The sequence below is a fragment of the Hyphomonas sp. BRH_c22 genome (genome assembly GCF_000961795.1).
GTDB lineage: Bacteria > Pseudomonadota > Alphaproteobacteria > Caulobacterales > Hyphomonadaceae > Hyphomonas.
Window position 1 is genome coordinate 1 of sequence record NZ_LADU01000091.1, and the last position, 22,040, is coordinate 22,040.

Below are 22,040 nucleotides of genomic sequence, written 5' to 3' on the forward strand. Positions count from 1 at the left end.
ACCCCTTCAACCCCCTCAGCCCCCTCGCCCGGACGCCCTGCGCGCCCCCGTGTCGTCCCCGTCACCCGCCATCCCTGCGGCACGATCCGCGCCGCCAGCCGGCGCGCCGAATAGCCCATGCCGAAAACAAAAAGCAGAGATGGCAGAACTGTCATTTGCACTGGGCCTTCCACTCATGACTATAGGCACTACTACAGGTCCGGGAGCCTCTTATCCATGTCTATCCTCGCCTTCGCCGCGGTCTCCTACGCGCTTCTGCAGAGCGTCAGCGCTGGAATCGCCCAGACCGAGGCCACCCGTCTCGACACCTGCATCGCCCGCATCGATGCAAACCCCGAAGAAGCCTATGAAGACGCCCTTGCCTGGAGCTTTGAAGGCAACCGGCCGGGCGCGCGCCAGTGCGTCGCCCTTTCGCTGATCGCCCTCGGCCAGGAGGCTGAAGGCGCAGCAAGGCTTGAAGAACTGGCCAATGCGACCGATGGCGGAACGCTCGAACAGCGCGCACTTTACCTGACACAGGCCGGCAATGCCTGGCTCGTCGCGGGTGCGCCGGAGGCTGCCATCGTGACGCTCACGAACGCCCTGAAAATCATTCCGGATGATCCGAACCTTCTGGTCGACCGCGCCAGCGCCCACATCATGCTGGAACAATGGACCCAGGCCATATCCGACCTGGATGCGGCCCTTCAATCCTCCCCCGGATTCGGCACCGCGCATTACCTGCGCGCCGAAGCCCGGCTCAACAAGGGCGACCTCGACTTCGCCCTGGAGGACGTCAAGGCCGCCATGGCCGCCGAACCGGACAATATCGACACACTGGTCCTGCGCGGCCGTGTCCGCGAAGCGATCCGCCTGTCGGAAGTCCGCATGGTTGCCCCTCAGGCGGAATAACGCGCTTTCAGCATCGCCCAGACCGCCCGCAGGCCCGTCGGCGCGCCGCCTTCGGGCCGGCCATACTTGCCCTTGCGCCAGGCCCAGACATCAAGGTGGGCCCAGCTCCTTGCCGACACGAACTGCTTCAGGAACAGCGCAGCCGTGATCGAACCGGCCTGGCGTCCGCCGGAATTCACCAGGTCTGCAATCGGGCTCTTCAGGTCCGACATGTAGGGATCCCAGAGCGGCATGCGCCACACAGGGTCGCCGCTCGCCTTTGACCCGGCCAGCACATCCGCCGCCAGCGTCTCGTCATCGGTATAGAGCGGGGCCAGGTCCTGCCCCAGCGCCACCCGCGCCGCGCCTGTCAGCGTCGCAAAATCGATCAGCAGGTCCGGGTCATCCTCGCTGGCGCGGGCCAGCGCATCGGCCAGGATCAGGCGCCCTTCGGCATCGGTATTGTCGATCTCGACCGTCAGGCCCTTGCGGCTCATGAGGATGTCGCCCGGCCGGAAGGCATTGCCGGCAATCGCATTCTCCACCGCCGGCACGTAAAGCTTCAGGTGCACCTTCAACCCGCTGCCCATGACCAGTTCCGACAGCGCGATCACATGGGCCGAACCGCCCATGTCCTTCTTCATGATCCGCATGCCGTCGCCGCCCTTGATGTTCAGGCCGCCCGAATCGAACGTGACCCCCTTGCCGACCAGCGCCAGCTTGGGATGGCCCGGATTGCCCCATTCCAGTTCCAGGAAGCGCGGCGCGAACGTGGCCGCCCGGCCGACAGCGTGAACCAGGGGATAATTCTCCGTCAGCAGGTCGTCCCCTGCGATGACTTTCAGCGTCGCGCCAAACTGCTTCGCCAGGGCGGCCAGCTCTGCCTGCAGCGCCTCCGGCCCCATGTCGCTTGCCGGCGTGTTCACCAGGTCGCGCAGGTGAGCGGCGGCATCGGCTTCACGCGATAGCGCCCCTGCATCCTCACCTGCCGGGATCACGAGCCGTGGCGGCTTTGCCTTCTCGCTGAGATAGCGGTCGAACCGGTAGGCACCATCTGCCCAGCCTGCTGCGATCTGCGCGAAGCCCAGCCCGCCATCAGCCGCAATCGCATAGTCGCCCTCGGGCATTTTCGCCGCAACGGCCGCCACGCCCAGCGCGTCGTGTCCATTGCCCAATCCGGCCAACACATGGCTGACCTGTCCGTCCTTGCCGGCCTGGATCACCAGCTGCCCCGCCGCGCCCGTGAAGCCCTGCCCCTTTGCCAGCGCCTTCGCGCCGGGGAACGGGTCGTCTCCGAGGGAATCGAACCCGGAAACCGTGAACAGGTGTATTGCGGCTGGCTTGGCCGCCTTGGCGATAAAGCTCTTGTGCATTGCGGGCGCCTCTCGGGGCAATTTGTTAATCAGAAGACCGTTCCTGTTAACCGAACCTTGACGTCAATCAGGCCAGAATCGGCAGAAGATGCACCTGATACATACTTGGAGCCAGCCCATGTCCAGAGCCAAAACGTCACTGGCAGCCCTCGCGCTGGTCCTTGCGGCCACGGTGACGGGGTGTGCGAGCACCGCGTCCAAGGAAGAAAAGGCCGCGAACGCGGAATTGCAGCGCGCGGTGGAAGAGGCCTTGAAGCCGGCCAGCCCGGAAGAAGTCGCCGCCGCCAACCGGTCAGACCCGCTGACCAAGGCCAATTTCTGGTCGAAGGAATACGCAAAGGATCCGGAAAACCTCGAAAACGCCATCGCGTTCGGCAATGCCCTGCGCGGCATTGGCAGCGATGACCGCGCCATCGATATGCTCTCGCGCGTGCTCGTCGTCCATCCTGACAGCGCCGAGCTGCTGATGGTGCTCGGCCGGGCCCTGTCGACCCAGCAGGACTATCGCGCCGCCGCCCGCGCCTTCAACCAGGCCGGCGAGATCGAACCGGAGCGCGCCGAGGCCTGGGCTGCGCTCGGCACGGCCTTCGACCAGATAGACCAGCATGCCGACGCCCAGCGAGCCTATGAGCGCGCACTTGCCATCGAACCCAATCGCACCTCCACGCTGGCAAATTACGGGCTCTCGCTGGCCCTGTCCGGCGACCTGACGGGCGCTGAAGCGAAACTGCGTCTCGCCGACGCCCAGCCCGACACAACCACACGTGTGAAGGAAAACCTCGCACTCGTCCTCGGCCTGCAGGGAAAGTATGCCGAGATGAAGGACGCAAGTGCAGCCAATGCACCGGCCAGCATCGTTGAACAGAACGCCGCCCTGCTGCGCGAAATGGTCCAGCCGGTCCGGACATGGGAAGCCCTCGCCGAACGGGCCGAGCCGGGCGCGCTGCCGCCTGCGCCATCGGGCAGGCTGACGCCCGATTCCGAACGGGCCCTCGCCGCCACATCAACGCCTGTGACCGACGAACCAGCGCCTGTTACGGCCCCGGAAAACGAGAACGGACTGCGCCTGCGCCGCGCCTACTGATCCGGCAAGTCACCGGCCTGGAACGAAAAAGCCCGCTGACCGATTGGCCAGCGGGCTTTTTCATGGGCGGACCCATGCCTGACTATGCGACATCGTGCACGGACGAGTCTGGCGCGACCTGCGTCACGTCAGGCGCAGCATCATTCTTGCTCTGCATCGCCTGGTATTTGATATAGGCCGGCCCAAGCACCACAAGGAACAGCACGGGCAGGAAGAAGAGGATCATCGGAACTGTCAGCTTGGCCGGAAGCGCGGCGGCTTTTTTCTCGGCGGCGGACATCCGCATTTCGCGGTTTTCCTTCGCCATCACGCGCAGGGCGTCACCCAGCGGCGTACCGTAGCGCTCTGCCTGGGAAAGCGCCATGCAGACGGCTTTCACGCCTTCATGCCCGGTGCGGGCTGCCAGATTGTCATACGCCATCCGGCGATCGGGAAGATAGGACAGCTCCGCCACGGTCAGGCCGAATTCCTCGGCCAGTTCGGGCGAAGCCGAACCGATTTCCTGGCTCACCTTGTTGAAACCAAGCTCGATCGACATGCCGGCCTCGACGCATATCAGCAGCATGTCGAGCGCGTCTGGGAAGGCCAGCATGATCGACTTCTGCCGCTTTCCGGCGAGGTTCTTCACATAGATGTTGGGCGCATAGAAACCGGCCGCCATGCCGAAGGCGAGCGAGCCATATTTCATCACCGGCTGGAAGCCATGATCATTGATGAAGAAGATATAGATGAAGGTCAGGACCAGGCCGACAAAAGGCAGCGCCATACGGGCAAAGTAGAAGGCGGAAATCGGGCCTGGGCCGCGCAGGCCCGCCTGGTTCATCAGCTTGACAACATTGGGATCTTCCAGGGCCTTGGCCAGGTTGAGCTTGGACGAGACCGAGCCCATCATGCTCTTGTCTTCACGGCGCAGGCTCTTGGTTTCAAGTGCCGCGCGGCTCTGCTTGCGCAGCCGCTCGCGCTGGTTCGATACGGCCTTGAGGCGCGTCTCCAGCTTGTCGCCCTTCAGGTATGGCAGGAAGACGGTCACGAATGTCGCGAACACCGCCGCCGCGACGAGATAGGCCGCCAGCGTATCGGGCTTCGTAAAGGACAGGATGAAATCATACATTATCCGTCACCTTACATGTCGAAGTTAATCATTTTCTTCATCGTCAGCACGCCGACTGTCATCATCGTGGCCGCAACGGTCAGGATCACGTGCCCGGTTTCGGTAAGAAACAGCTGCATGATGTAATCGGGCGTCGTCAGGAAGACCATCAGGCCGACCGCAAAAGGCAACGCGCCAATGATCGAGGCAGATGCCTTGGCTTCCGACGACAGGGCGTTGACCTTTTCCCGCATCATCTTGCGGGAGCGGATAACCGTAGAGAGGTTGCCCAGGGCTTCAGACAGGTTGCCCCCTGCCTTGGCCTGGATCAGCAGCACGATGCAGAAGAAGTTGATTTCCTGCAGCGGAACACGCTTGTAAAACTGGTTCAGCGAGCGTTCGAGGCCCGCACCCATGGCCAGATTGTCGGCCAGTGAAATGAATTCCGACCGCAGCGGGTCAGGACATTCCTTGGCGATGATGCGAATACATTCGTTCAGCGGCAGGCCGGTCTTCACACCTCGCACGATGATGTCCAGCGCATCTGCAAACTGGTTGATCATCTTCTTGTGGCGGCGTTTGGTCAGTGACCCGAGGATCACACGGGGCAGACCCAAAGTACCGGCCAGGAAGGCGCCGGTGACCATTACCGGCTGGCTCTTCAGTCTCATGCCCGCAATTACCAGTCCGTCGGCGCCGGACATGTAGATCAGGACAGCGCAAAGCGTACCGAGCACGAGCGAGCCGATCCAGAAGGCCGACACGGGGATGTCGAGGCCAGCCTGCATGAGCTTCGATCCAATGTCGCGCGGTGTGATCGACTTGCGGCGCTCCTTGTCCTGCTTGCGCAGGTTATCCAGCATTTCCTGGGTCTTGGCGCGGCGCTTCGAATTTTCGTCATGCACCTTGCCGCCGCGGGCCTTGACGGCCGTCGTGCCTGCGCCAATGGCCCTTGCCCGCTTGCGCGCGGCATCGGACTCTCCGCCCGTGAAGGCGAGGCCAATGCCTGCCAGCGCCACGAAGGCGAGGCCTGCCACGGCATAGATCATCATTTCGTTGGTCATGGATCAGCTCCCGAGCGCGTCGAGAGCGCCAGCCAGTTCACGCTCGAGGTTGTAATAGGCGGCGCGTTCCCAGAAGCGGGGGCGGCCCACGCCGGTGCCACGGTGCACGCCGACGATCTTGCCGTTCTCGTCTTCGCCGTCCATTTCGAATTTCAGGATGTCCTGAAGGACAATCGTGTCCCCTTCCATGCCCATCACCTCGGTGATGCACATGATGCGGCGCGAACCGTCGCGAAGGCGTGAGGCCTGGACGACAATGTCGATGGAACCGACAATCATTTCGCGGATCGTCTTGGCGGGCAGCGAGAAGCCGCCCATCGTGATCATGGATTCCACGCGGCTGAGGGCTTCGCGCGGGCTGTTGGCGTGCAGCGTGCCCATCGAACCGTCATGGCCGGTGTTCATGGCCTGCAGAAGGTCGAACGCTTCGGGTCCGCGAACCTCGCCGACGATGATGCGTTCCGGGCGCATACGCAGGCAGTTCTTGACCAGTTCGCGCATCGTGACCTCACCCGAACCTTCAATATTCGGCGGGCGCGTTTCCAGGCGCACAACGTGCGGCTGCTGAAGCTGGAGTTCAGCGGAGTCTTCGCAGGTGATGACGCGCTCGCCGGGTTCGATGAACGCCGTGAGACAGTTGAGCAGCGTGGTCTTGCCCGAACCCGTACCGCCGGAGATTAGGACATTGCAGCGCGAATGGCCGATAATGCGCAGCACTTCGGCGCCCGCTTCGCTGATCGATCCGAAATTGACCAGATCCTGCAGCTGCAGCTTGTCCTTCTTGAACTTACGAATGGTCAGCGTGGGCCCGTCAATCGCAAGGGGCGGCGCAATGACGTTCACGCGGCTGCCGTCCAGAAGGCGCGCGTCGCAGATCGGCGAGCTTTCATCGACGCGGCGGCCAACCTGGCTCACGATGCGCTGGCAGATGTTCATCAGCTGGGCATTGTCACGGAAGCGGATATTGGTCCGCTCGATCTTGCCGTTGACTTCGATATAGGTCGTGTCCGCGCCATTCACCATGATGTCGGCAATGTCATCGCGCGCCAGAAGCGGCTCCAGCGGCCCGTAGCCAAGCACGTCGTTACAGATATCGTCGAGCAGCTGTTCCTGCTCGGAAATCGACATCACCACATTCTTGATGCTGATAATTTCGACAACGATGTCGCGGATTTCCTCGCGCGCGCTCTCGGCGTCAAGCTGGGCGAGCTGCGACAGGTCGATCGTATCGATCAGGGCGTTGAAGATGGTTGTCTTGGTCGCGTAATACTGTTCGGATTGCTGGTTCACCTTGCGAACAGGTTCCGGCTTCACCTCAGGTGCGGTGGCCTTCGGAGGCTTGGATGCGATTGGCTTGGGCGCGCCCTTTACAGGCACGGGATCCGGCACTTTGGGCTTTACCGCCTGCGGCCGCGGCTGCGCCACAGGAGCCGCCGGCTTCGGCGCCGCCGGCGCTGTAACATTGGAGGGTCCTGAACGTTTGCCGAAGGCCATTTACGGGCCCTTTCCCTTGAGTTCTATTTGCCAAGAAGCTTTTTGAGGAGCGACTTCTCGGGTTGCGCCACTGCCCTGCCCGTCAGAACGGATGCCAGGTGGTCGATTGCCAGGGACGAGCGCGATGTGGCGTCCGTCTCGGAGATCATCTGTCCGTTATTGGCCGCCGTGCCGAACAGTTCCGGCTCGAATGGCAGGATGATTTCAGGCTCGACGCCGATGGCCGCCGCAAAATCCTTCATGGGAATTTCCGGGCGCTTGGGAACGCCGCTCATGTTGATCACGAGGCGCGGCGCATTGTCGTTCGGGCGCTGGCCCTTGAGCTGGTCGATGAAATTCTTGCCGTTGCGCAGCGATGCGAGATCCGGCTGGCAGACAATGATGACTTCATCCGACGCCACGAGGGTGCGCTGAACCCAGCGGCTCCATGTGTGCGGAAGATCCAGCACCATGTAGGGCACGTTGCGCCGCACGCTTTCGATGACCGTCGAGAAGGCCTCGTCCGGAATATCCATGATCTGGCTGATCGTGGCAGGCGCAGTGAACAGCGACAGGCGGTCGGTTGCCTTGGCCAGAAGACGCTCGATCACCGCATCATCGGCCCGCTCGGGGGCGAGCAGCGCATCCGCGATTGTCTGCGGCGTTTCCTGGTTGAAATCGAGTGCGGTGGTGCCGAATGACAGGTCGAGATCGACCAGTGTCGTGTTGACGCGCGCATTCTCGGCCAGGGCCCAGGCCAGGTTGTGCGCGATGGTGGACGAGCCGACCCCGCCCTTGGCGCCGATCACGGAGATCTGCTTGCCGACAAACGGCCGGTCGGGGTCAACAAACAGGTTGGAGATGGCCCGGATGATCTGGATCGGCTCGAATGGCGGCACGAGATATTCGCTGACACCGCGCGCGACCAGCTGCCGGTAGAGCCGGATGTCGTTGACCACGCCAACCACCATGACCTGGACGTTCTCGTCGCAATGCTCGGCCAGCGCATCAATCTCGCCCAGAACCTGCTGCGCTGCGGCGGACGATTCCACGATCAGCAGGTTGGGTGTCGGATTCTGCTGCATGTAGGCTGTAGCCGCCGGAATGCCGCCGGGGACGGCTTCGAGCGTGGCCCGGCCCATGCGGCGGTCACGCGCGCAGACGTCCAGCATCCGGCGGGTTTCGTCACGCTCGTAGAACACCTTGATCGAGATGGCCGGCAGCGGCACGTCGCCGCCATTCTGGTCCGGCATCGTGAAGATCGGCTGGTCTGTCTCGACCGGCTTCGTGGCAGGATCATCGATCGCAGCCGGTTCCTCTTCGACTGGTGCACTGAATGGATCATTGGCAGGCGCTGTCAGGCCGGCATCCGATGCGTCTTCTGCGAAGACATCATCGAAGTCTGAGTCGAAGTCGTCTTCAAAGAGGGCTTTTTCGTTCGACATTATACTCTCGTCCTTTTATTCAGGCGCCGGCTATTCTTTGACCGCATCAGATACCGTGCCCGATTCATCCGACGAACGAGCCGACGCAGTGCTTTCGCCCTGGCGGAACTTGTCGAGGATCACGTTGCGGCGAAGCGGATCGGCTGAAGTAATCTCGCGCTGGCCCAGAAGGTCGGCAGGATCGGCAATCATGGCTGCCAGGTTGGTGCGGACCGAGCAGCCCAGGCTTGGCATCTCATTGTTCGACCGGACATCCGACACGTCATACTCGGCCATGGATTTGCAGTCTGGGGCGACAGCGTCATAAACCTGAAACGCCAGGATCATCGGCTCGGACTTGCCTGAGTCCGCGCCATGGCTGCTCCCGGCAATTTCGTCATACTCGACGCCGTTCTGCCATGCGATTTCGCGTGCCGTGACAACAGCCGAAACGGCCAGCTGCGAATTTTCGCTGGTTTCCGGAAGCGACATTATCAGCGGTCCGTGACCCTTCGACCGATAGGTCTGCACAAAGGATTCAATCCGCTCACGATCCTTCAGCGACAGCTCGCTCGAGACAGGATCAATGTTCACTTCGAGGAATTCGGTGCGTTTCGCCACGCCAATCGCGTTGCGGTCCAGCGCAGTCCCCTGCAGGTAGGATTGCGGCACGGCTGTCGGCGCATGGCTCGCACAGCCGGCGAGGCCGGTGAGGCAAAATCCAGCCGCAACAAGGACGGTTGTTGGTTTAAGCATCGGGTTCATCCTGATATCCCTTACTCTTCAATAAAGCCCACGGGGGAGCGGTAATTCTCTGCGTCAACAGGCGCGCCGTCCTTGCCGTATTGCTCGTTCAGCTTGCCGAAGAAGATCGTCTTGGCGTCGGAGGCGTTCGCAAAGCCGTCCGCCGGAGTGCGCAGCTGGTTCTTCTGCGTCGGATCGACCAGGTAGGGCGTCACGATGACCACCAGTTCGGACTCATCCTGCAGGAAGTCGCGTGACTGGAAGAGCGCGCCCAGGACCGGAAGCTTCTTGAGGCCCGGCAACTGGTCCAGTGTCTGGCGCGTCTTCGACTGGATCAGGCCGGCCATCATCATCGAGCCGCCCGACGGCAGTTCGATCACGGATTCAGCCCGCCGGACAGACAGCGCCGGAATGGTGATACCGGCCAGCGTAATGAGATTGCCGTCTGAATCGATCCCGGTTTGCGTTGCGCCCTGGTATGCCCCCTGGTTCGTCAGCTCGGAGACTTCGGTCGACACTTTAAGCGAAATGCGCCCCTCGGACAGGACCACGGGCGTAAAGCCCAGACCCACACCGTAAGGCTTGAATTCGATCGTGACGCGGCCATTATTGTCCTGCCCGACCGGGACGGGAAATTCACCGCCCGCAAGGAACTTGGCCGCTTCGCCAGACATCGCAACAATGTTGGGTTCTGCCAGCGTCTTCACGATGCCGATGCGCTCCAGCGCGTCGATTGTCGCGCCAACGCTCGATTGCAGGTCCGTGCCGACATAGTTGGAATAGGTCAGGCTGCCACCCAGGCCGCCGAGAGCCTGGCCCTGGATCGGAAAGCTGTTGCTGGCGCTGATATTGCCGGAAAATGTCTGCGGCAGTCCCGGTACAAGCCCTGTTGTTCCGGTCGATTCCGGAATGCCGTCGCCGTCGGTATCGCTGAACAGCTGCTTCTCGACGAGCTTGGCCATGTCGCCAAAGGCCGGCGTGCCGGAAAGATTGATGCCGAGCTGCTTGATCGCGGTGCGCTGCATTTCGACAATCCGCACTTCCAGCATCACCTGGTCCTTGGCGGAGACCTCCATCATGTTGACGATCTTCGTCGATGTATCCTCGCCGCCACCCAGAAAGGCGCTGACGAGCCGCTCGACCTGGTCACCCTGCGAGAGGCTGTCGACGGTGCCGGTCAGCAGGATGCTGCCATTGATGCCTTCAATGCTCACCCGGCTGTCCGGCACGTGACGTTCAATCAGCTTGTGCAGGCTGGTCATGTCGGTTTCGACATTGATTTCCAGGTTCAGCAACTGGTTTCCGTCGCGGTCGAAGACAAAGGCGTTGGTCTGGCCATAGGCGATACCGCGGAAAATGATCCGCTTCGAGGTCTGGACGACCGCATCGGCAATGGCGGGATTGGTAATCACAAGGTCTGCAGCCGGCGCATCGAGATCGATGATCATCGACTTGTTGAGGCCCAGCGTGACTTCCTGCGACACATGCGACTGGCCCGGCCCGGTCATGCTGACCCCGAGATCATTCGGCGTCGCGATAGCCAGCAGCGGCATGGCTGCCGCAAGCGCCGAGAAAAGACCGTACCTGATCGGACGAGACAGTTTCATGTTCAGCTTCCCCCGAGTGTAGCCGATGTGGCTGCACCATTGCGGTAGATCGTGACACCGCCCTGCCCGCCGCCCCCGCCGAGCATGTCCGTGCGGGAATCCCGGGCCATCGCCTCACCGGCATCCGACCAGGGCCGCAATGACAGGGACAGCGTGCCCATGCGCTGTGACAGGGCGACCAGTTCGGCCTCCTTGTCGGACACTTCCAGCGTTGCCGTATTGCCGATCTGGGACGACCCGCCGCCTTCATCCGGCTTGAAGACCTGATCGATGGCCAGCACGCGTACATTCTTGATGATGGTCGTCGAAATCGGGCGCTCCATGACCATCTGGTCTGTCTGCACCTGCACTTCATGGGTCAGGATGACGTCAACCTTGTCGTTTGGCAGGATGAAGCCGCCCGATGCCGACTCGGTCGAGATCTCGACAGAGATGGCGCGCATTCCCGGTGACAGCAAGGCGGCCATCAGGCTGGAATCATCTGCCAGGACCAGCTTTTGCGGCAGGATCGGCTCGCGATTGTAGATCGGGATGCGGACGATCGCGCCAGCCATGCGTTCGATTGCGTCTGAATTGTCGGCCTCGGTCAGGTAGCCCTTGACGATACTCATCTCCGGCCATGGCGCCCATTCGAAATCAGACGTCGCAAGGCGGTCGCCGATCGCCATGTCGCGCCGGGCGACCAGCACCTTGACCTCGGAGACTTCCTTGGTCTGGATTTCGGTCTGAAGCTCCGTGACGGTCTGTGTCACAGTGGTCGGTTCAGCCATGTTGCGAACGAGGAATGCAGCAGCCATGGCGGCAATGGCGGCACCCACTAGAATGATAAGACGCATCGGCGACATTGGGCGCCACTCCCTGTGATAACAAAACGTGGTGGTTGCCCCGGATCAGGCCGAATCCCCACTCGAAGATTAATATTCCCATGCCGGGCACTAAGGGTTGGTTAATTGAAACTACTGATTTGGCTTAATAAATTGGCAAGGAATGGGGACGCCGGGGCGGCGGCAAACACGCCGGCTGCAATGGCGACGCCATATGGCACGCCCGCCTTCTCTTCAAAGGGTGCACGGATCATTCCCGGCAGGGCTGCTGCAGGCATGAGGCGGCGTACGAACAGGATGACGAGCGCGCACGCTCCGCCCGCCAGCGCCATGACGAAGACAAATGTGAACCCGGCATTCGGGCCCATCCACAGCATCACGGCCGGAATCATCTTTGCGTCCCCTCCTCCGAAAATGTTGAAGGCAAACAGGCCGAATGCGATAAGGAAGGCCAGCGCCGCCACCATCAGGTGTCCGCCAATGATTTCCAGGGGAATGCCGGAAACGGCAGCAGCCGGAATGAACAGGCCGGCCAGTGTGAGGTTCAGCCAGTTGGGAATCGTCAGGCGGTTGACATCATGCATTGCTGCAAAAACGCACAGGGCCAGGAACGCGCCCCCCAGAATGCTCAGTATCATCGGATTTGTCCTCCAGCCGTCATTTCGGGCGCACCGTGACGGAAAAGACTGAAGGAAGTTTTTACTTGCAGGGATTAGGGGCTCCCCTCCCGGACGCGGGCAGCCTGCAAAAGAAAAGGCCGCCAGGTTTCCCTGACGGCCTGTCCTTGAACCGAGTAAACTCGGAGATCGTTACTATTCGGTAGCGGCGTCAAGCTCGCCCGAGATAGCAGTGAACGTGTTGTTGGCGCTCGAACCAAGGGCGGTAACACCACCGATGATAGCAACAGCGATCAGAGCAGCGATCAGGCCGTATTCGATAGCCGTGGCGCCGGACTCGTCTTTAAGAAAACGTGCAAACATTGGAAACTCCCATCATGCGTTAAGAAAGTTCCGGACATTTTTTTCTTTCCGGAACAGTACTGAAATTACAGGACTATTCTCAATATCGCGTTACGGAATACAGATAATCCGTGAAGGCAAATGAGGGATTTGTTTACTCTCCCTCCCGGCCCGGGGCGCTGATTCGGATCCTTGCATATATAACGTCAAGAACAGGCGATTCCGCGCCGGTTAGGAAACGGGCAACCTTCTTCAGACAAATGTTTTTCTCAAAGCGATCCGTGGAGTCCTGAAATGAGCATACTGACCAAGTCATGCGCCCTGGCACTGGCGGGCTCGCTGCTCGCCGCGACAGCTGCAGCCGGGCAATTGTCCGTTGAAGCCAACAAGACCGTACCTGTCCGCATCAAGGGGGCTGCTGCCAGCATCGTGCTCGGCAACAAGAATGTCGCCGATGTCGCCGTGCACAGCGAAAACCTGATCTTCATTACAGGCAAGTCTTTCGGCACGACCAACCTGATGGTGTTCAACAAGGCCGGCGACCAGATCTATTCCACAGATGTCGTTGTCACGCTCAATTCGGCAAATCTCGTCACGGTCAACCGCTCCGGCCAGAACTATACATATGACTGCGCGCCGGAATGCCGTCCGGTCATCAGCATTGGCGACCAGGCCGAATACTTTGGCGCCCTTTCGGAGCAGCACCAGAACGTGCAGGAAATGAACAGCGGGAACTGATTCCGCGCCCTTCATTGACCTTGCCACGGCCATGTCTCCGGATATGGCCGTTTTGCTGCGCGCCGCGGCCTGCCAGCCTTGCGCCAGCCATTCGATGAAATTTCCCGCATCGGATAAACCGTACGCAAACCCAGTTCTGGTATCCCGTCTGTCTGACACAATCGTCTGTCCGGGGTTAGATCATGTTCAACAGCCGTTTCGGCATACTCGCACCGCGCCTCATGGCGAAGTGGACTGCGTACACCGACGACCGCCGCGGTGTGGCGGCCGTGGAATTCGCGATGGTGGCCGTTCCCTTCTTCCTGCTGGTCTTCGGCCTGCTCGAGGTTTGCCTCCTGTTCATCGTCGCGACGGTCATGGAGCACGCCGTACAGGAAGCTTCCCGCCAGATCCGCACAGGACAGGCCCAGGAAAGCGGTTTCAACGAGCAGAATTTCCGGACCACGGTCTGTGACAAGTTCTTCGGCCTGCTTGATTGCGACGACAAGCTGCACATCGACGTCCAGGCCATCGACAATTTCGGCGCCGCCAACCTGACGTCGCCGATCAATGCCGATGGCGATTTCGACGATGGCGGCTTTACCTACGATCCCGGCGGCCCGAACGACATCGTTGCCGTGCGCGTGTTCTACGAATGGAACCTGATAACGCCGGTCCTGACCGCTCCGCTCGCAAACATGAATGGTTCGAAATACGTCGTGCAGGGCAATGCCGTGTTCCGCAACGAACCCTTTGGAGACTAGACCCATGCCTGCCAAGACTTTCCTTTCCCGGATGGGCCCGCGTCTCAAATGGCGCGGCATCCAGGGCCTGCACTATAACGAGCAGGGCGTGTCAGCCGTCGAATTCGCGATTATCGCCCCGCTCATGATCCTGATCTATTTCGGCTGTATCGAGCTCAGCTTCCTGATGCGCATGGATCGCCGTGTCACGTCGACCAGTGCGAGCCTCGGAGACCTGACCGCCCGCCTGGCAACGGTCACCGATGACGACATGGCCGAGATGTTTGCTGCGGCGAAAGTCATGATGCAGCCCTATGATGCCGAAGCCGGCAGCATGCGTATCTCGAGCATTGTCGATGATGGCGATGGTGTCACCAAGGTCGCCTGGTCGGACGCTTACGCGATGACTGCACTGACGGAAGGCTCTGTGGTCACCGTGCCGGCAGGCATCATCCCTTCCCCCGGATCGGCGATCGTGGCTGAAGTCCAGTTCAGCTACAAGAGCCCGTTCGGCTACGTCCTGAAAACGGAACGCACCGTTGCGGACAAGTTCTACCTGCGCCCGCGCCGCGTGACAGAAATCAGCCGAACCCACAAACCGGATGGTGACGGCACGTCCTTCGGGCCAACCAGCTAGGCTGGCGGCCCAACAGACTTCGAACTGATCCTGAGCGTCACGCGTCAAAGCCCCGCTTTGGCGCGTGAACTTTCCACAGGATGATCAGCCCCAGCAGGAACATGAAGCCGATACCGCCCATGCCGATGCGCTGGTTCCCCGTCAGCCAGGTCAGCAGGCTGACAATGCCCGGTCCCATCCACACCGTTACGGTCCCGGCAATGGCATAGAGCCCGAAGAATTCACCGATCCGGTCATGCGGCGCGATATGCACCAGCATGTAGCGGCTGGATGAAATCGACGCCACGACGGCAATCGCCACCGGAATCACGAACAGGAAATAGGTCACGTCAGACAGGGTATCGAAGAACGGGCTGCCCCAGATCGGCTCCCCGCTCGGGATCAGTCCGAACAGCAGGGAATCCGGCGTGATCGACAGCTGCAGGAGCAGCAGGATGGTCAGCGCGCTGATTTCCCAGACAAGCGCCAGCTTCGGCCCCAGCAGACGGTCCAGCGCGCCGCCCACGAAACCGCCAACGGCTCCGAACAGGACACCGGTGATCCCGAAGAACAGGATCTCGACGACGCTCCAGCCCAGGAAGGTCTTGGCGAATACGGCGCCAAGCGTCAGCAAGGCCGCCATCGCGTCAGCATAGATCGTGCGGGCAATCAGGAACCGCATCGTCTGAGGATGCTCCCGGAACAGCTGGGCCAGGTAATTCTTGAAGACGCTTGCACGCTGCATCAGCGTTTGCGGCTTGCCCGAATTGCGGTCCTCGCCCCGGAACACGTCTCCGGCCGCCTGTTTCCAGGTCAGCCCCCTGCTCAATCCGTCCGGCATGAACACGAAGAAGGGAATCAGCAGCAATGTCATCCAGACCGCCACAAAAGGCCCCGCAAAACGCTGTGGCTCATGCGTTGCCCGGTCCAGCGGGATGAGCTGAGAATCGGCCGCGAAAGGCAGACCGGATCCCGGCAGCAACAGGCCGAACAGGAAGAAGATCAGGATTCCAACGCTCAGCACGTTGCCCATGGACAGGCCGAGACCGGAAATGATCGGCAGCGCGCTTGGCCGCCCCGCCGCCGGCAGCATCGCATTGTGAAGCACTTCGGAATAGCCATAGCAGCAATAGGCAATCGCCAGCACCGCCATGGTCGGCCACATGGTCAACGGGCCTTCAGGACGGGCCCACCAGAGCGCGAACGAACACGCGGCCATAACCGCCATGAACACGAAAATAAGGGGCTTTCGCCGGCCCGCCTTGTCCGCGACCACGCCGAGGAATGGCGCCGTCAGAGCCGTCACAATACCCGCCATGGTAATCGTCAGGCCCGACAGGGTCAGGCCCAGCTCGCCGCCGCCTACCATGACTTCGGCGAAATACGGGGCAAAGATGTAGATGACGATGAGATTGTAGTACGGGTTGCGCCCGCCCTCGAAGATCGCCCAGGCCAACCCCTTGATGCCAAAGGGTCCTCCGCTCACAGCTTCCTGTTTCGCAGGGCTATCGGACAATGGCACTGCGGCTATCGTATCAGTCATTCGGCGACAATCTCCCGGGTCGGTCTGCGGCATCATTGTTCGCCGTCTTTTTCCAACCGTGCGATATTCCGCGCTGCGAGGAAAGTGATTTGGCGGCTTCCGGCCTGTTCGCGTAGGGTAAACTCCGGGTGTGGCGACTGCCCCGGTCAGAGCTTGTCGGCCAGTTCCCCGGCATATTTGGTGATGTCCCCAGCCCCGAGGCAGACAACCATGCCGCCCGGCTTGGCAATGCCCCTGATCGCTTCGGGCAGGTCATCCAGCGAGGCCAGCACATGGGCGCCCCGGTGGCCGTGCCGCCGGATGCTGGCAACCAGCGTCTCGTGGGTGATGCCCTCGATCGGCGTTTCGCCCGCCTCGTAGACCGGCGCGACGAACACGTCATCGGCGGCGTCAAAGCAGCGGGAGAATTCATCGAACAGGTCGCGCAGGCGGGTGTAGCGGTGCGGCTGGCAGACGGCGATCAGCTGGCCCTGACCAAGCATGGCGCGGGCCGCCTTGAGCACGGCGGCAATCTCGACCGGGTGGTGGCCGTAATCGTCAATGATCCGCACCACGCCCTCGCCGCCCCCCTTCGGCGCCCATTCGCCCACCGTCGTGAACCGCCGCTTGACCCCGCCAAACCCGGCCAGTGAGGCCCGGATCTGCTCGTCTGTCGCGCCGAGTTCCAGCGCCACGGTGATCGCCGCCAGCGCGTTCTGCACATTGTGCTCGCCTGCCATGGGCAGCGTCAGGTCCTTGATGATCCGCGGGCTGGCCGAACCCGGCCGGCGCAGCGCCACGTCGAAATGCGCGCCGTCAAGGTCGGTGTTCAGGTTCACCGCCCGCACATCGGCCTGCCGGTTGAAGCCATAGCTGATGCGGCGGCGGTCAGTGACGCGCGCCGCCAGGTCCTGCACCTCGGGATGGTCGGTGCAGAGCACGGCAAAGCCATAGAAGGGCAGGTTTTCCACAAATGTATCAAAGGCTTCGCGCAGCCGGTCCATCGAGCCGTAATGATCCATGTGTTCCGGATCGATATTCGTCACGATGGCGCAGGTCGGGTGCAGCTTGGCGAATGTGCCGTCGCTCTCGTCGCTTTCCACCACCATCCAGTCGCTCTCGCCGGCCTTGTAGTTCGAGCCGTAGGCATGGATGATCCCGCCATTGATGACGGTCGGGTCAATCCCGCAGCCATCCAGCAGGCAGGCCACCATGCTCGTCGTCGTGGTCTTGCCATGGGTGCCCGCAATGCAGACCGTGTATTTGAGCCGCGTGATCTCGGCCAGCATGTTGGACCGCCGCACAACGGGAATGCCCGCCGCGCGCGCGGCCAGCACTTCCGGATTGTCCTTCCTGATCGCCGAGGAAATGATCACCGTTCCGGCGCCTTTGACGTTCTCGGCGCGATGCCCGATGAAAACACTGGCCCCCTTCTCGCGCAGGCGCTGCACATTGGCGCTGTCGGAAATGTCAGAGCCCTGCACCTGGTAGCCCATGGTCAGCATCACGTCGGCAATGCCCGACATGCCGATGCCGCCAATGCCGACAATATGCGCCGGGCCGAGATCGAAAGGGGTGGGAGATGTCATGCGCGAACCGATCCAGTCAGAGAAAAAAGTCAGTGATAGCGATACCGTGCTGGCCGTTCGGGACGCAAGGACCCCGAACCATTGAGATCCCGCCAGTGTCACCTCAACTGATAACTTCGATGGCAATCGTGGCGAATGATAGGCTTAACCGGGCGACCTTTGCGAAGCTTTGAGGGCAAGAGGGAAATTCAAAGAAAATGCATCTGGCCGAACTCAATGTCGGGCGCCTCGTGGCGCCGACAGACGACCCGCGGGTCAGGGAATTCATGGACAGTCTCGACCTGATCAACGGGCTTGGGAAACAGATGCCCGGCTTTGTCTGGATGATGGAAGGCTCGGGCGAACCCGGCAAAGGCAATACGGACGCCAAGATCGGCGGAGACCCCCAATTCGTTGCGAACCTCACCGTGTGGGAAGATGTCGGGAGCCTCGAGCGGTTCGTCTGGGGCAGCCTCCACCGCAAGTTCTATGAGCGCCGCGAAGAATGGTTCGAGATCCTTGGCGGCATGCATTTCGTCATGTGGTGGGTGCCGGCTGGCCACACGCCGTCACTGGAAGAGGCGCTGGAACGGCTGGCTGCCCGCGAGCGTGACGGCGATTCCGATGCAGCCTTCGGCTGGGACTGGTTGCGCGCAGCCCAAATGCACAAGACGCATGGGTGCCGCCCCTCGGCGGCCTAAAGCTCGGCGACCCGCTCGGCCATGTCGGCCAGGTCGCTCGCCGCATTCACCTTGCCGACCGATTTCGCCGCTGCCGCCCGCTTGCGCAGGTCGTCGCCATGCGCAAGCCGCACGGCGATCAGGCTGCCCAGCAGCTTCGGATAGAGGTTGCTCTCCAGCAGCATGTCAGCCGCCTCGACATCCGTCAGCGCCTCGGCATTGGCGGCCTGGTGGTCATCCATAGCGATCGCCAGCGGGATCAGGATGGACGGGCGTCCCACGACTGCCAGTTCACTCACCGTGCCGGCGCCTGACCGCGCCACGACGAGATGCGCCGAAGCAAGCCGTTCCGGCATGTCGGCAAAAAACGGCGCAAGGTCCGCATCGACCTGGGCCCGCCGGTAGATGTTGCGCACGCCCTCCATCTGCTCTGGCCGCACCTGCTGCACCACTTTCAGGCGTCCGCGCAGCAAGGCAGGGACATAATCCGCAACCGCCAGCGGAACGGTATCGCCGATAATGCTGGACCCCTGGCTGCCCCCCGTCACGAACAGGACAAGCTTGCCGTCCGTCGGGGGATAAGGCGCCTCGCGCATCTCGACGATCGGCGCCCGAACCGGGTTGCCGATCGGCATATGCGCCGCCCCTCTCGGCAGGTAATCGAGCCGGTTGAACCCGCTCGCGACAAATTTTGCATGCTGCGCGAACTGCCGGTTCACCCGGCCAAGCACGGCGTTCTGTTCATGGATGATGATTGGCACGCCAAGCTTCTTCGCCGCCGCCAGCGCAGGATAGGCCGGATAGCCGCCGAACCCCGCCACCAGGGCCGGCTGTGTGTCCTTCATCAGGCGCGCCGCACGGCCGATGCCGGCCCTGATCTTCAGGGCGGCCGATGGCAGCGTCCAGGGCTTGCGGAAGTTCGGCGAGGCGGCTTGCACCTCCTCCTTCCACTCAGCCGGAAAATCGGTCGCATAGCGAAGACCCCGGTGGTCGGAGATCAACCCCACCCTCCATCCGCGCGCGCGCATTTCGTCAGCAAAGGCGCGCGCCGGGAACATGTGTCCGCCGGTACCGCCTGCTGCAATTATCACCAGTTTTCCGGTGTCTAGCTCAGCCATACCTGCCTCTTATGCGCGTACCCTGTCCGCGCACAAGTGCCAGTGCAAGCCCGAGTGTCAATGCCGTGCCGATCATCGAGGAGCCTCCATATGACACAAAAGGCAATGTCATGCCCTTTGGAGGGATCAGGGCCACATTGACGGCAATGTTGATGGCGGCCTGAAGGCCGAAGAGTGAAAACAGCCCGGCCGCCGCCGCACGGGCATAGCCGTCATCGAGCCGGGCCGCCGCCCGGAAGCCGCGCAGCACCATCAGCGAGAAGACCGCGAGCAGGACGATTGCGGCAACCAGCCCGAATTCCTCGACCATGACCGAGAAGATGAAATCGGTGTGCGCGTCCGGCAGGCTGGCCTTGACCAGCCCCTCCCCCGGCCCGACGCCGAACAGGCCGCCGCGCCCGATGGCCTCGGCCGCCTTGTCGATCTGGTAGGTGTCGTATTGCGTCGGATTGACGAAACTGTTCACCCGCACGCGCACATGCGGCAGCAGCGCATAGAGGAGGCCCGCGAGACCTGCGCCGCCACCCGCAAATGCCGCCGCCCATTTCCACGGCAGGCCGCTGATGAAGAAGGTGATCACGAACGCCGCCGTCAGCAGGGCTGCCTGGCCGACATCGGGCTGCAGCAGCAACAGGCCCAGGGTGACCGCGTAAAACACAAAGGCAATGACTGCCCAGGGGCCGCTCGGATAGGCTTGACGCTGGGCCAGCAGCCAGCCGCTCAGCACGATCAGCGCAGGCTTGACCATTTCGCTCGGCTGCAGGGAAAAGCCGGCAATGCGGAGCCAGCGCTGCGCGCCTTTCGCCTCGTATCCGAACACCAGGATCCACACCATCAGCAACAGCGCGACAATGAAGATCGCGGTCGCCGCCCGGCGCGCCCAGGCCTGGTTGAGCATGCTGAACGCGATCAGGATGACGGCCGCAGACACGGCGAAGGCGGCCTGCCGGATCACAAAGAAATATTCCTGGTCGTAACCGATGCGCTTGGCAGCGGTCGGCCCGGCCGCCAGCGACAGGAGAAGTCCGATCGCCATCAGGAAGAACGCCCCGCCCATCAGCCCCCAGTCAACCGTACGTCGCCATTCGGTCAGCCATGACGTATCGGACCGGGCGAACTGCAGGGTGGTCGGGGCTGCGTTCAAGCCATCACCTTGATCTCATGCGGCATCATCGACTGGACAATCGAGCGGAAATCATCGCCGCGATGCTCGAAATCGCGATACTGGTCGAAACTCGCACAGGCTGGCGACAACAGCACGATCGGCTGCGCGTCGCCTGCGCCCTTCGCATCGCGCAGCGCGGCTTCCACCGCTTTTTCCATCGTGCCGCATTTCTGCAGGGCGACCTTGCCCTTCAGCGTCATCGCGAACGCGTCTTCGGCGTCACCGATCAGGTAGGCTTTCGCAATGTTCGGGAACAGCGGCTCAAGCGGCGCAATGCCTTCGGCCTTCGGCACGCCGCCGGCGATCCAGTAGACATGCTTGAAGGCCTTCAGCGCCTGCTCGGCGGCTTGCGCATTGGTGGCCTTGGAATCATTGATGAACCTGACGCCGTCGACTTCGCCAACCGTCTCCAGGCGGTGCGGCAGGCCGGGGAAGGATTTCAGGCCCGCCATGATGACCTGCTGGTCCACGCCGAGCGCACGGCAGGCCGCATAGGCGGCGGCGGCGTTCTGGTGATTGTGGGTGCCCGGCAGGGACGGACAGTCGGCCAGGTTGCCGATCAGTTCAGCCTTGCCGGACTGGTTGTCATACAGGCGCCCGTCAATGGCGCTGACGCCCCGGCCAAGCGAATAGGTCGAGGAGGCATGGACAACACGGCCCTTGCCCTGCCCGGCCAGTCCGATGGCGATGGACTGCGTGATCACGTCATCGAAGCCGACAATCGCCACGTCGCCCGGCTCCTGGTTCTGGAAGATGCGCATCTTGGCGGCCTGGTAGCCTTCCATGCCGCCATGCCGGTCGAGATGGTCCGGGCTCATGTTGAGCAGGACGGCAATGTCGCAATGCAGGCTTTTCACCAGGTCCAGCTGATAGGAGGACAGTTCCAGCACATAGACGGCGTTGGCATGCAGCGCGGCAAGGTCCAGCACGCCGGTGCCGATATTGCCGCCGATGCGCGCGTCACGCCCGGCCTGTTTCAGGATATGACCGATCAGGGCCGTCGTGGTCGATTTTCCGTTCGTTCCGGTGATGCCGATGATCTTCGGACGGCCGCGTTCGGGAAGCGACTGCACGGCGCGCGCAAACAGCTCCATGTCGCCGACAACCGGCACGCCGGTCATTTCGGCCATGCGCACGATGCGGTGCGGCGCCGGAAACTTGTAGGGAATGCCCGGCGACAGGACCAGCGCGGCAAAGGTCTGCCAGTCGCGCTTGTTGATGTCCGACAGGGTCACGCCAGCCGCTTCGGCCTTGTTGCGCGTGTCCTCATTATCGTCCCACGCATGCACGCGCGCGCCGCCAGCCTTCAGCGCTTTTGCTGCGCTGAGGCCTGTCCGGCCAAGGCCGAACACGGCGACATCCCGTCCTGCGTATTCCGTAATGGGGATCATGGGGTGGC

General features: G+C 62.1%; 21 protein-coding genes. 6 read left to right on the forward strand and 15 right to left on the reverse strand.

Going from position 1 to position 22,040, the window contains the following annotated elements:
• Positions 1–216 precede the first annotated feature (216 nt).
• Positions 217–891: a hypothetical protein gene (locus VR74_RS12470; RefSeq protein ID WP_299950388.1), complete on the forward strand. Its 675-nt coding sequence runs from the start codon at positions 217–219 to the stop codon at positions 889–891.
• Here the strand turns inward: VR74_RS12470 and VR74_RS12475 are convergent.
• Positions 879–2,243: a leucyl aminopeptidase family protein gene (locus VR74_RS12475; RefSeq protein WP_299950390.1), complete on the reverse strand. Its 1,365-nt coding sequence runs from the start codon at positions 2,241–2,243 to the stop codon at positions 879–881. The genes VR74_RS12470 and VR74_RS12475 overlap by 13 nt on opposite strands.
• Positions 2,244–2,361: 118 nt before the next feature.
• Here VR74_RS12475 and VR74_RS12480 point away from each other — a divergent pair, with 118 nt between their 5' ends.
• Positions 2,362–3,327: a tetratricopeptide repeat protein gene (locus VR74_RS12480; RefSeq protein ID WP_045697275.1), complete on the forward strand. Its 966-nt coding sequence runs from the start codon at positions 2,362–2,364 to the stop codon at positions 3,325–3,327.
• A gap of 82 nt (positions 3,328–3,409) precedes the next feature.
• Here VR74_RS12480 and VR74_RS12485 read toward each other — a convergent pair whose 3' ends face one another.
• The 9 genes from VR74_RS12485 to VR74_RS12525 form a co-directional block, all read right to left on the reverse strand.
• Entirely contained in the window at positions 3,410–4,438 is a 1,029-nt protein-coding gene (locus tag VR74_RS12485) for a type II secretion system F family protein (protein ID WP_045697277.1), read from the reverse strand.
• An 11-nt stretch (positions 4,439–4,449) separates the two neighbouring features.
• Positions 4,450–5,481 (reverse strand): type II secretion system F family protein, encoded by a 1,032-nt coding sequence (locus VR74_RS12490; protein ID WP_299950392.1) that lies wholly within the window; start codon positions 5,479–5,481, stop codon positions 4,450–4,452.
• Positions 5,482–5,484: 3 nt separating this feature from the next.
• Positions 5,485–6,975, reverse strand: coding sequence for an ATPase, T2SS/T4P/T4SS family (locus VR74_RS12495; RefSeq protein WP_045697278.1), 1,491 nt, complete (start codon positions 6,973–6,975; stop codon positions 5,485–5,487).
• A 23-nt stretch (positions 6,976–6,998) separates the two neighbouring features.
• Entirely contained in the window at positions 6,999–8,399 is a 1,401-nt protein-coding gene (locus tag VR74_RS12500; protein ID WP_045697280.1) for an AAA family ATPase, read from the reverse strand.
• A 30-nt stretch (positions 8,400–8,429) separates the two neighbouring features.
• Positions 8,430–9,134 carry a CpaD family pilus assembly lipoprotein gene (locus tag VR74_RS21020; RefSeq protein WP_299950396.1) on the reverse strand — a complete coding sequence of 235 codons (705 nt, stop codon included), beginning with the start codon at positions 9,132–9,134 and terminating at the stop codon, positions 8,430–8,432.
• 20 nt (positions 9,135–9,154) lie between these two features.
• Positions 9,155–10,729, reverse strand: coding sequence for a type II and III secretion system protein family protein (locus tag VR74_RS12510; protein ID WP_045697281.1), 1,575 nt, complete (start codon positions 10,727–10,729; stop codon positions 9,155–9,157).
• 2 nt (positions 10,730–10,731) lie between these two features.
• Positions 10,732–11,574: a Flp pilus assembly protein CpaB gene (cpaB, locus tag VR74_RS12515; protein ID WP_045697283.1), complete on the reverse strand. Its 843-nt coding sequence runs from the start codon at positions 11,572–11,574 to the stop codon at positions 10,732–10,734.
• Between the two features lie 101 nt (positions 11,575–11,675).
• Positions 11,676–12,191 carry a prepilin peptidase gene (locus tag VR74_RS12520; protein ID WP_045697284.1) on the reverse strand — a complete coding sequence of 172 codons (516 nt, stop codon included), beginning with the start codon at positions 12,189–12,191 and terminating at the stop codon, positions 11,676–11,678.
• Positions 12,192–12,365: 174 nt separating this feature from the next.
• Positions 12,366–12,533 carry a Flp family type IVb pilin gene (locus tag VR74_RS12525; RefSeq protein ID WP_045697286.1) on the reverse strand — a complete coding sequence of 56 codons (168 nt, stop codon included), beginning with the start codon at positions 12,531–12,533 and terminating at the stop codon, positions 12,366–12,368.
• A gap of 273 nt (positions 12,534–12,806) precedes the next feature.
• On the opposite strand from VR74_RS12525, the gene VR74_RS12530 reads away from it, so the two are divergent.
• From VR74_RS12530 to VR74_RS12540, 3 genes are all read left to right on the forward strand, one after another.
• The gene (locus tag VR74_RS12530; protein ID WP_045697288.1) at positions 12,807–13,250 is read left to right on the forward strand and encodes a pilus assembly protein N-terminal domain-containing protein; all 444 of its coding nucleotides are present in this window, start codon (positions 12,807–12,809) and stop codon (positions 13,248–13,250) included.
• A gap of 182 nt (positions 13,251–13,432) precedes the next feature.
• Positions 13,433–13,993, forward strand: a complete 561-nt coding sequence (locus VR74_RS12535; protein WP_299950398.1) for a TadE/TadG family type IV pilus assembly protein — start codon at positions 13,433–13,435, stop codon at positions 13,991–13,993.
• A 4-nt stretch (positions 13,994–13,997) separates the two neighbouring features.
• Positions 13,998–14,609: a TadE/TadG family type IV pilus assembly protein gene (locus VR74_RS12540; protein WP_299950399.1), complete on the forward strand. Its 612-nt coding sequence runs from the start codon at positions 13,998–14,000 to the stop codon at positions 14,607–14,609.
• Positions 14,610–14,646: 37 nt separating this feature from the next.
• On the opposite strand, the gene VR74_RS12545 is transcribed toward VR74_RS12540, so the two are convergent.
• Positions 14,647–16,131: an MFS transporter gene (locus VR74_RS12545; protein ID WP_045697290.1), complete on the reverse strand. Its 1,485-nt coding sequence runs from the start codon at positions 16,129–16,131 to the stop codon at positions 14,647–14,649.
• 146 nt (positions 16,132–16,277) lie between these two features.
• Entirely contained in the window at positions 16,278–17,699 is a 1,422-nt protein-coding gene (murC, locus tag VR74_RS12550; RefSeq protein ID WP_045697292.1) for a UDP-N-acetylmuramate--L-alanine ligase, read from the reverse strand.
• 197 nt (positions 17,700–17,896) lie between these two features.
• On the opposite strand from murC, the gene VR74_RS12555 reads away from it, so the two are divergent.
• Entirely contained in the window at positions 17,897–18,379 is a 483-nt protein-coding gene (locus tag VR74_RS12555) for a DUF3291 domain-containing protein (RefSeq protein ID WP_045697294.1), read from the forward strand.
• Here VR74_RS12555 and VR74_RS12560 read toward each other — a convergent pair.
• Genes VR74_RS12560 through murD form a run of 3 tightly spaced genes read right to left on the reverse strand, consistent with a single transcriptional unit; the run spans position 18,376 to position 22,032 of the window.
• Positions 18,376–19,476: a UDP-N-acetylglucosamine--N-acetylmuramyl-(pentapeptide) pyrophosphoryl-undecaprenol N-acetylglucosamine transferase gene (locus VR74_RS12560; RefSeq protein ID WP_045697296.1), complete on the reverse strand. Its 1,101-nt coding sequence runs from the start codon at positions 19,474–19,476 to the stop codon at positions 18,376–18,378. The two genes, VR74_RS12555 and VR74_RS12560, sit on opposite strands and share 4 nt — an antisense overlap.
• Entirely contained in the window at positions 19,469–20,620 is a 1,152-nt protein-coding gene (locus tag VR74_RS12565; RefSeq protein ID WP_045697297.1) for a putative peptidoglycan glycosyltransferase FtsW, read from the reverse strand. Before VR74_RS12565 ends, VR74_RS12560 begins: the two co-directional genes overlap by 8 nt.
• Positions 20,617–22,032 carry a UDP-N-acetylmuramoyl-L-alanine--D-glutamate ligase gene (gene murD / locus VR74_RS12570; RefSeq protein WP_045697299.1) on the reverse strand — a complete coding sequence of 472 codons (1,416 nt, stop codon included), beginning with the start codon at positions 22,030–22,032 and terminating at the stop codon, positions 20,617–20,619. Before murD ends, VR74_RS12565 begins: the two co-directional genes overlap by 4 nt.
• Positions 22,033–22,040 lie beyond the last annotated feature (8 nt).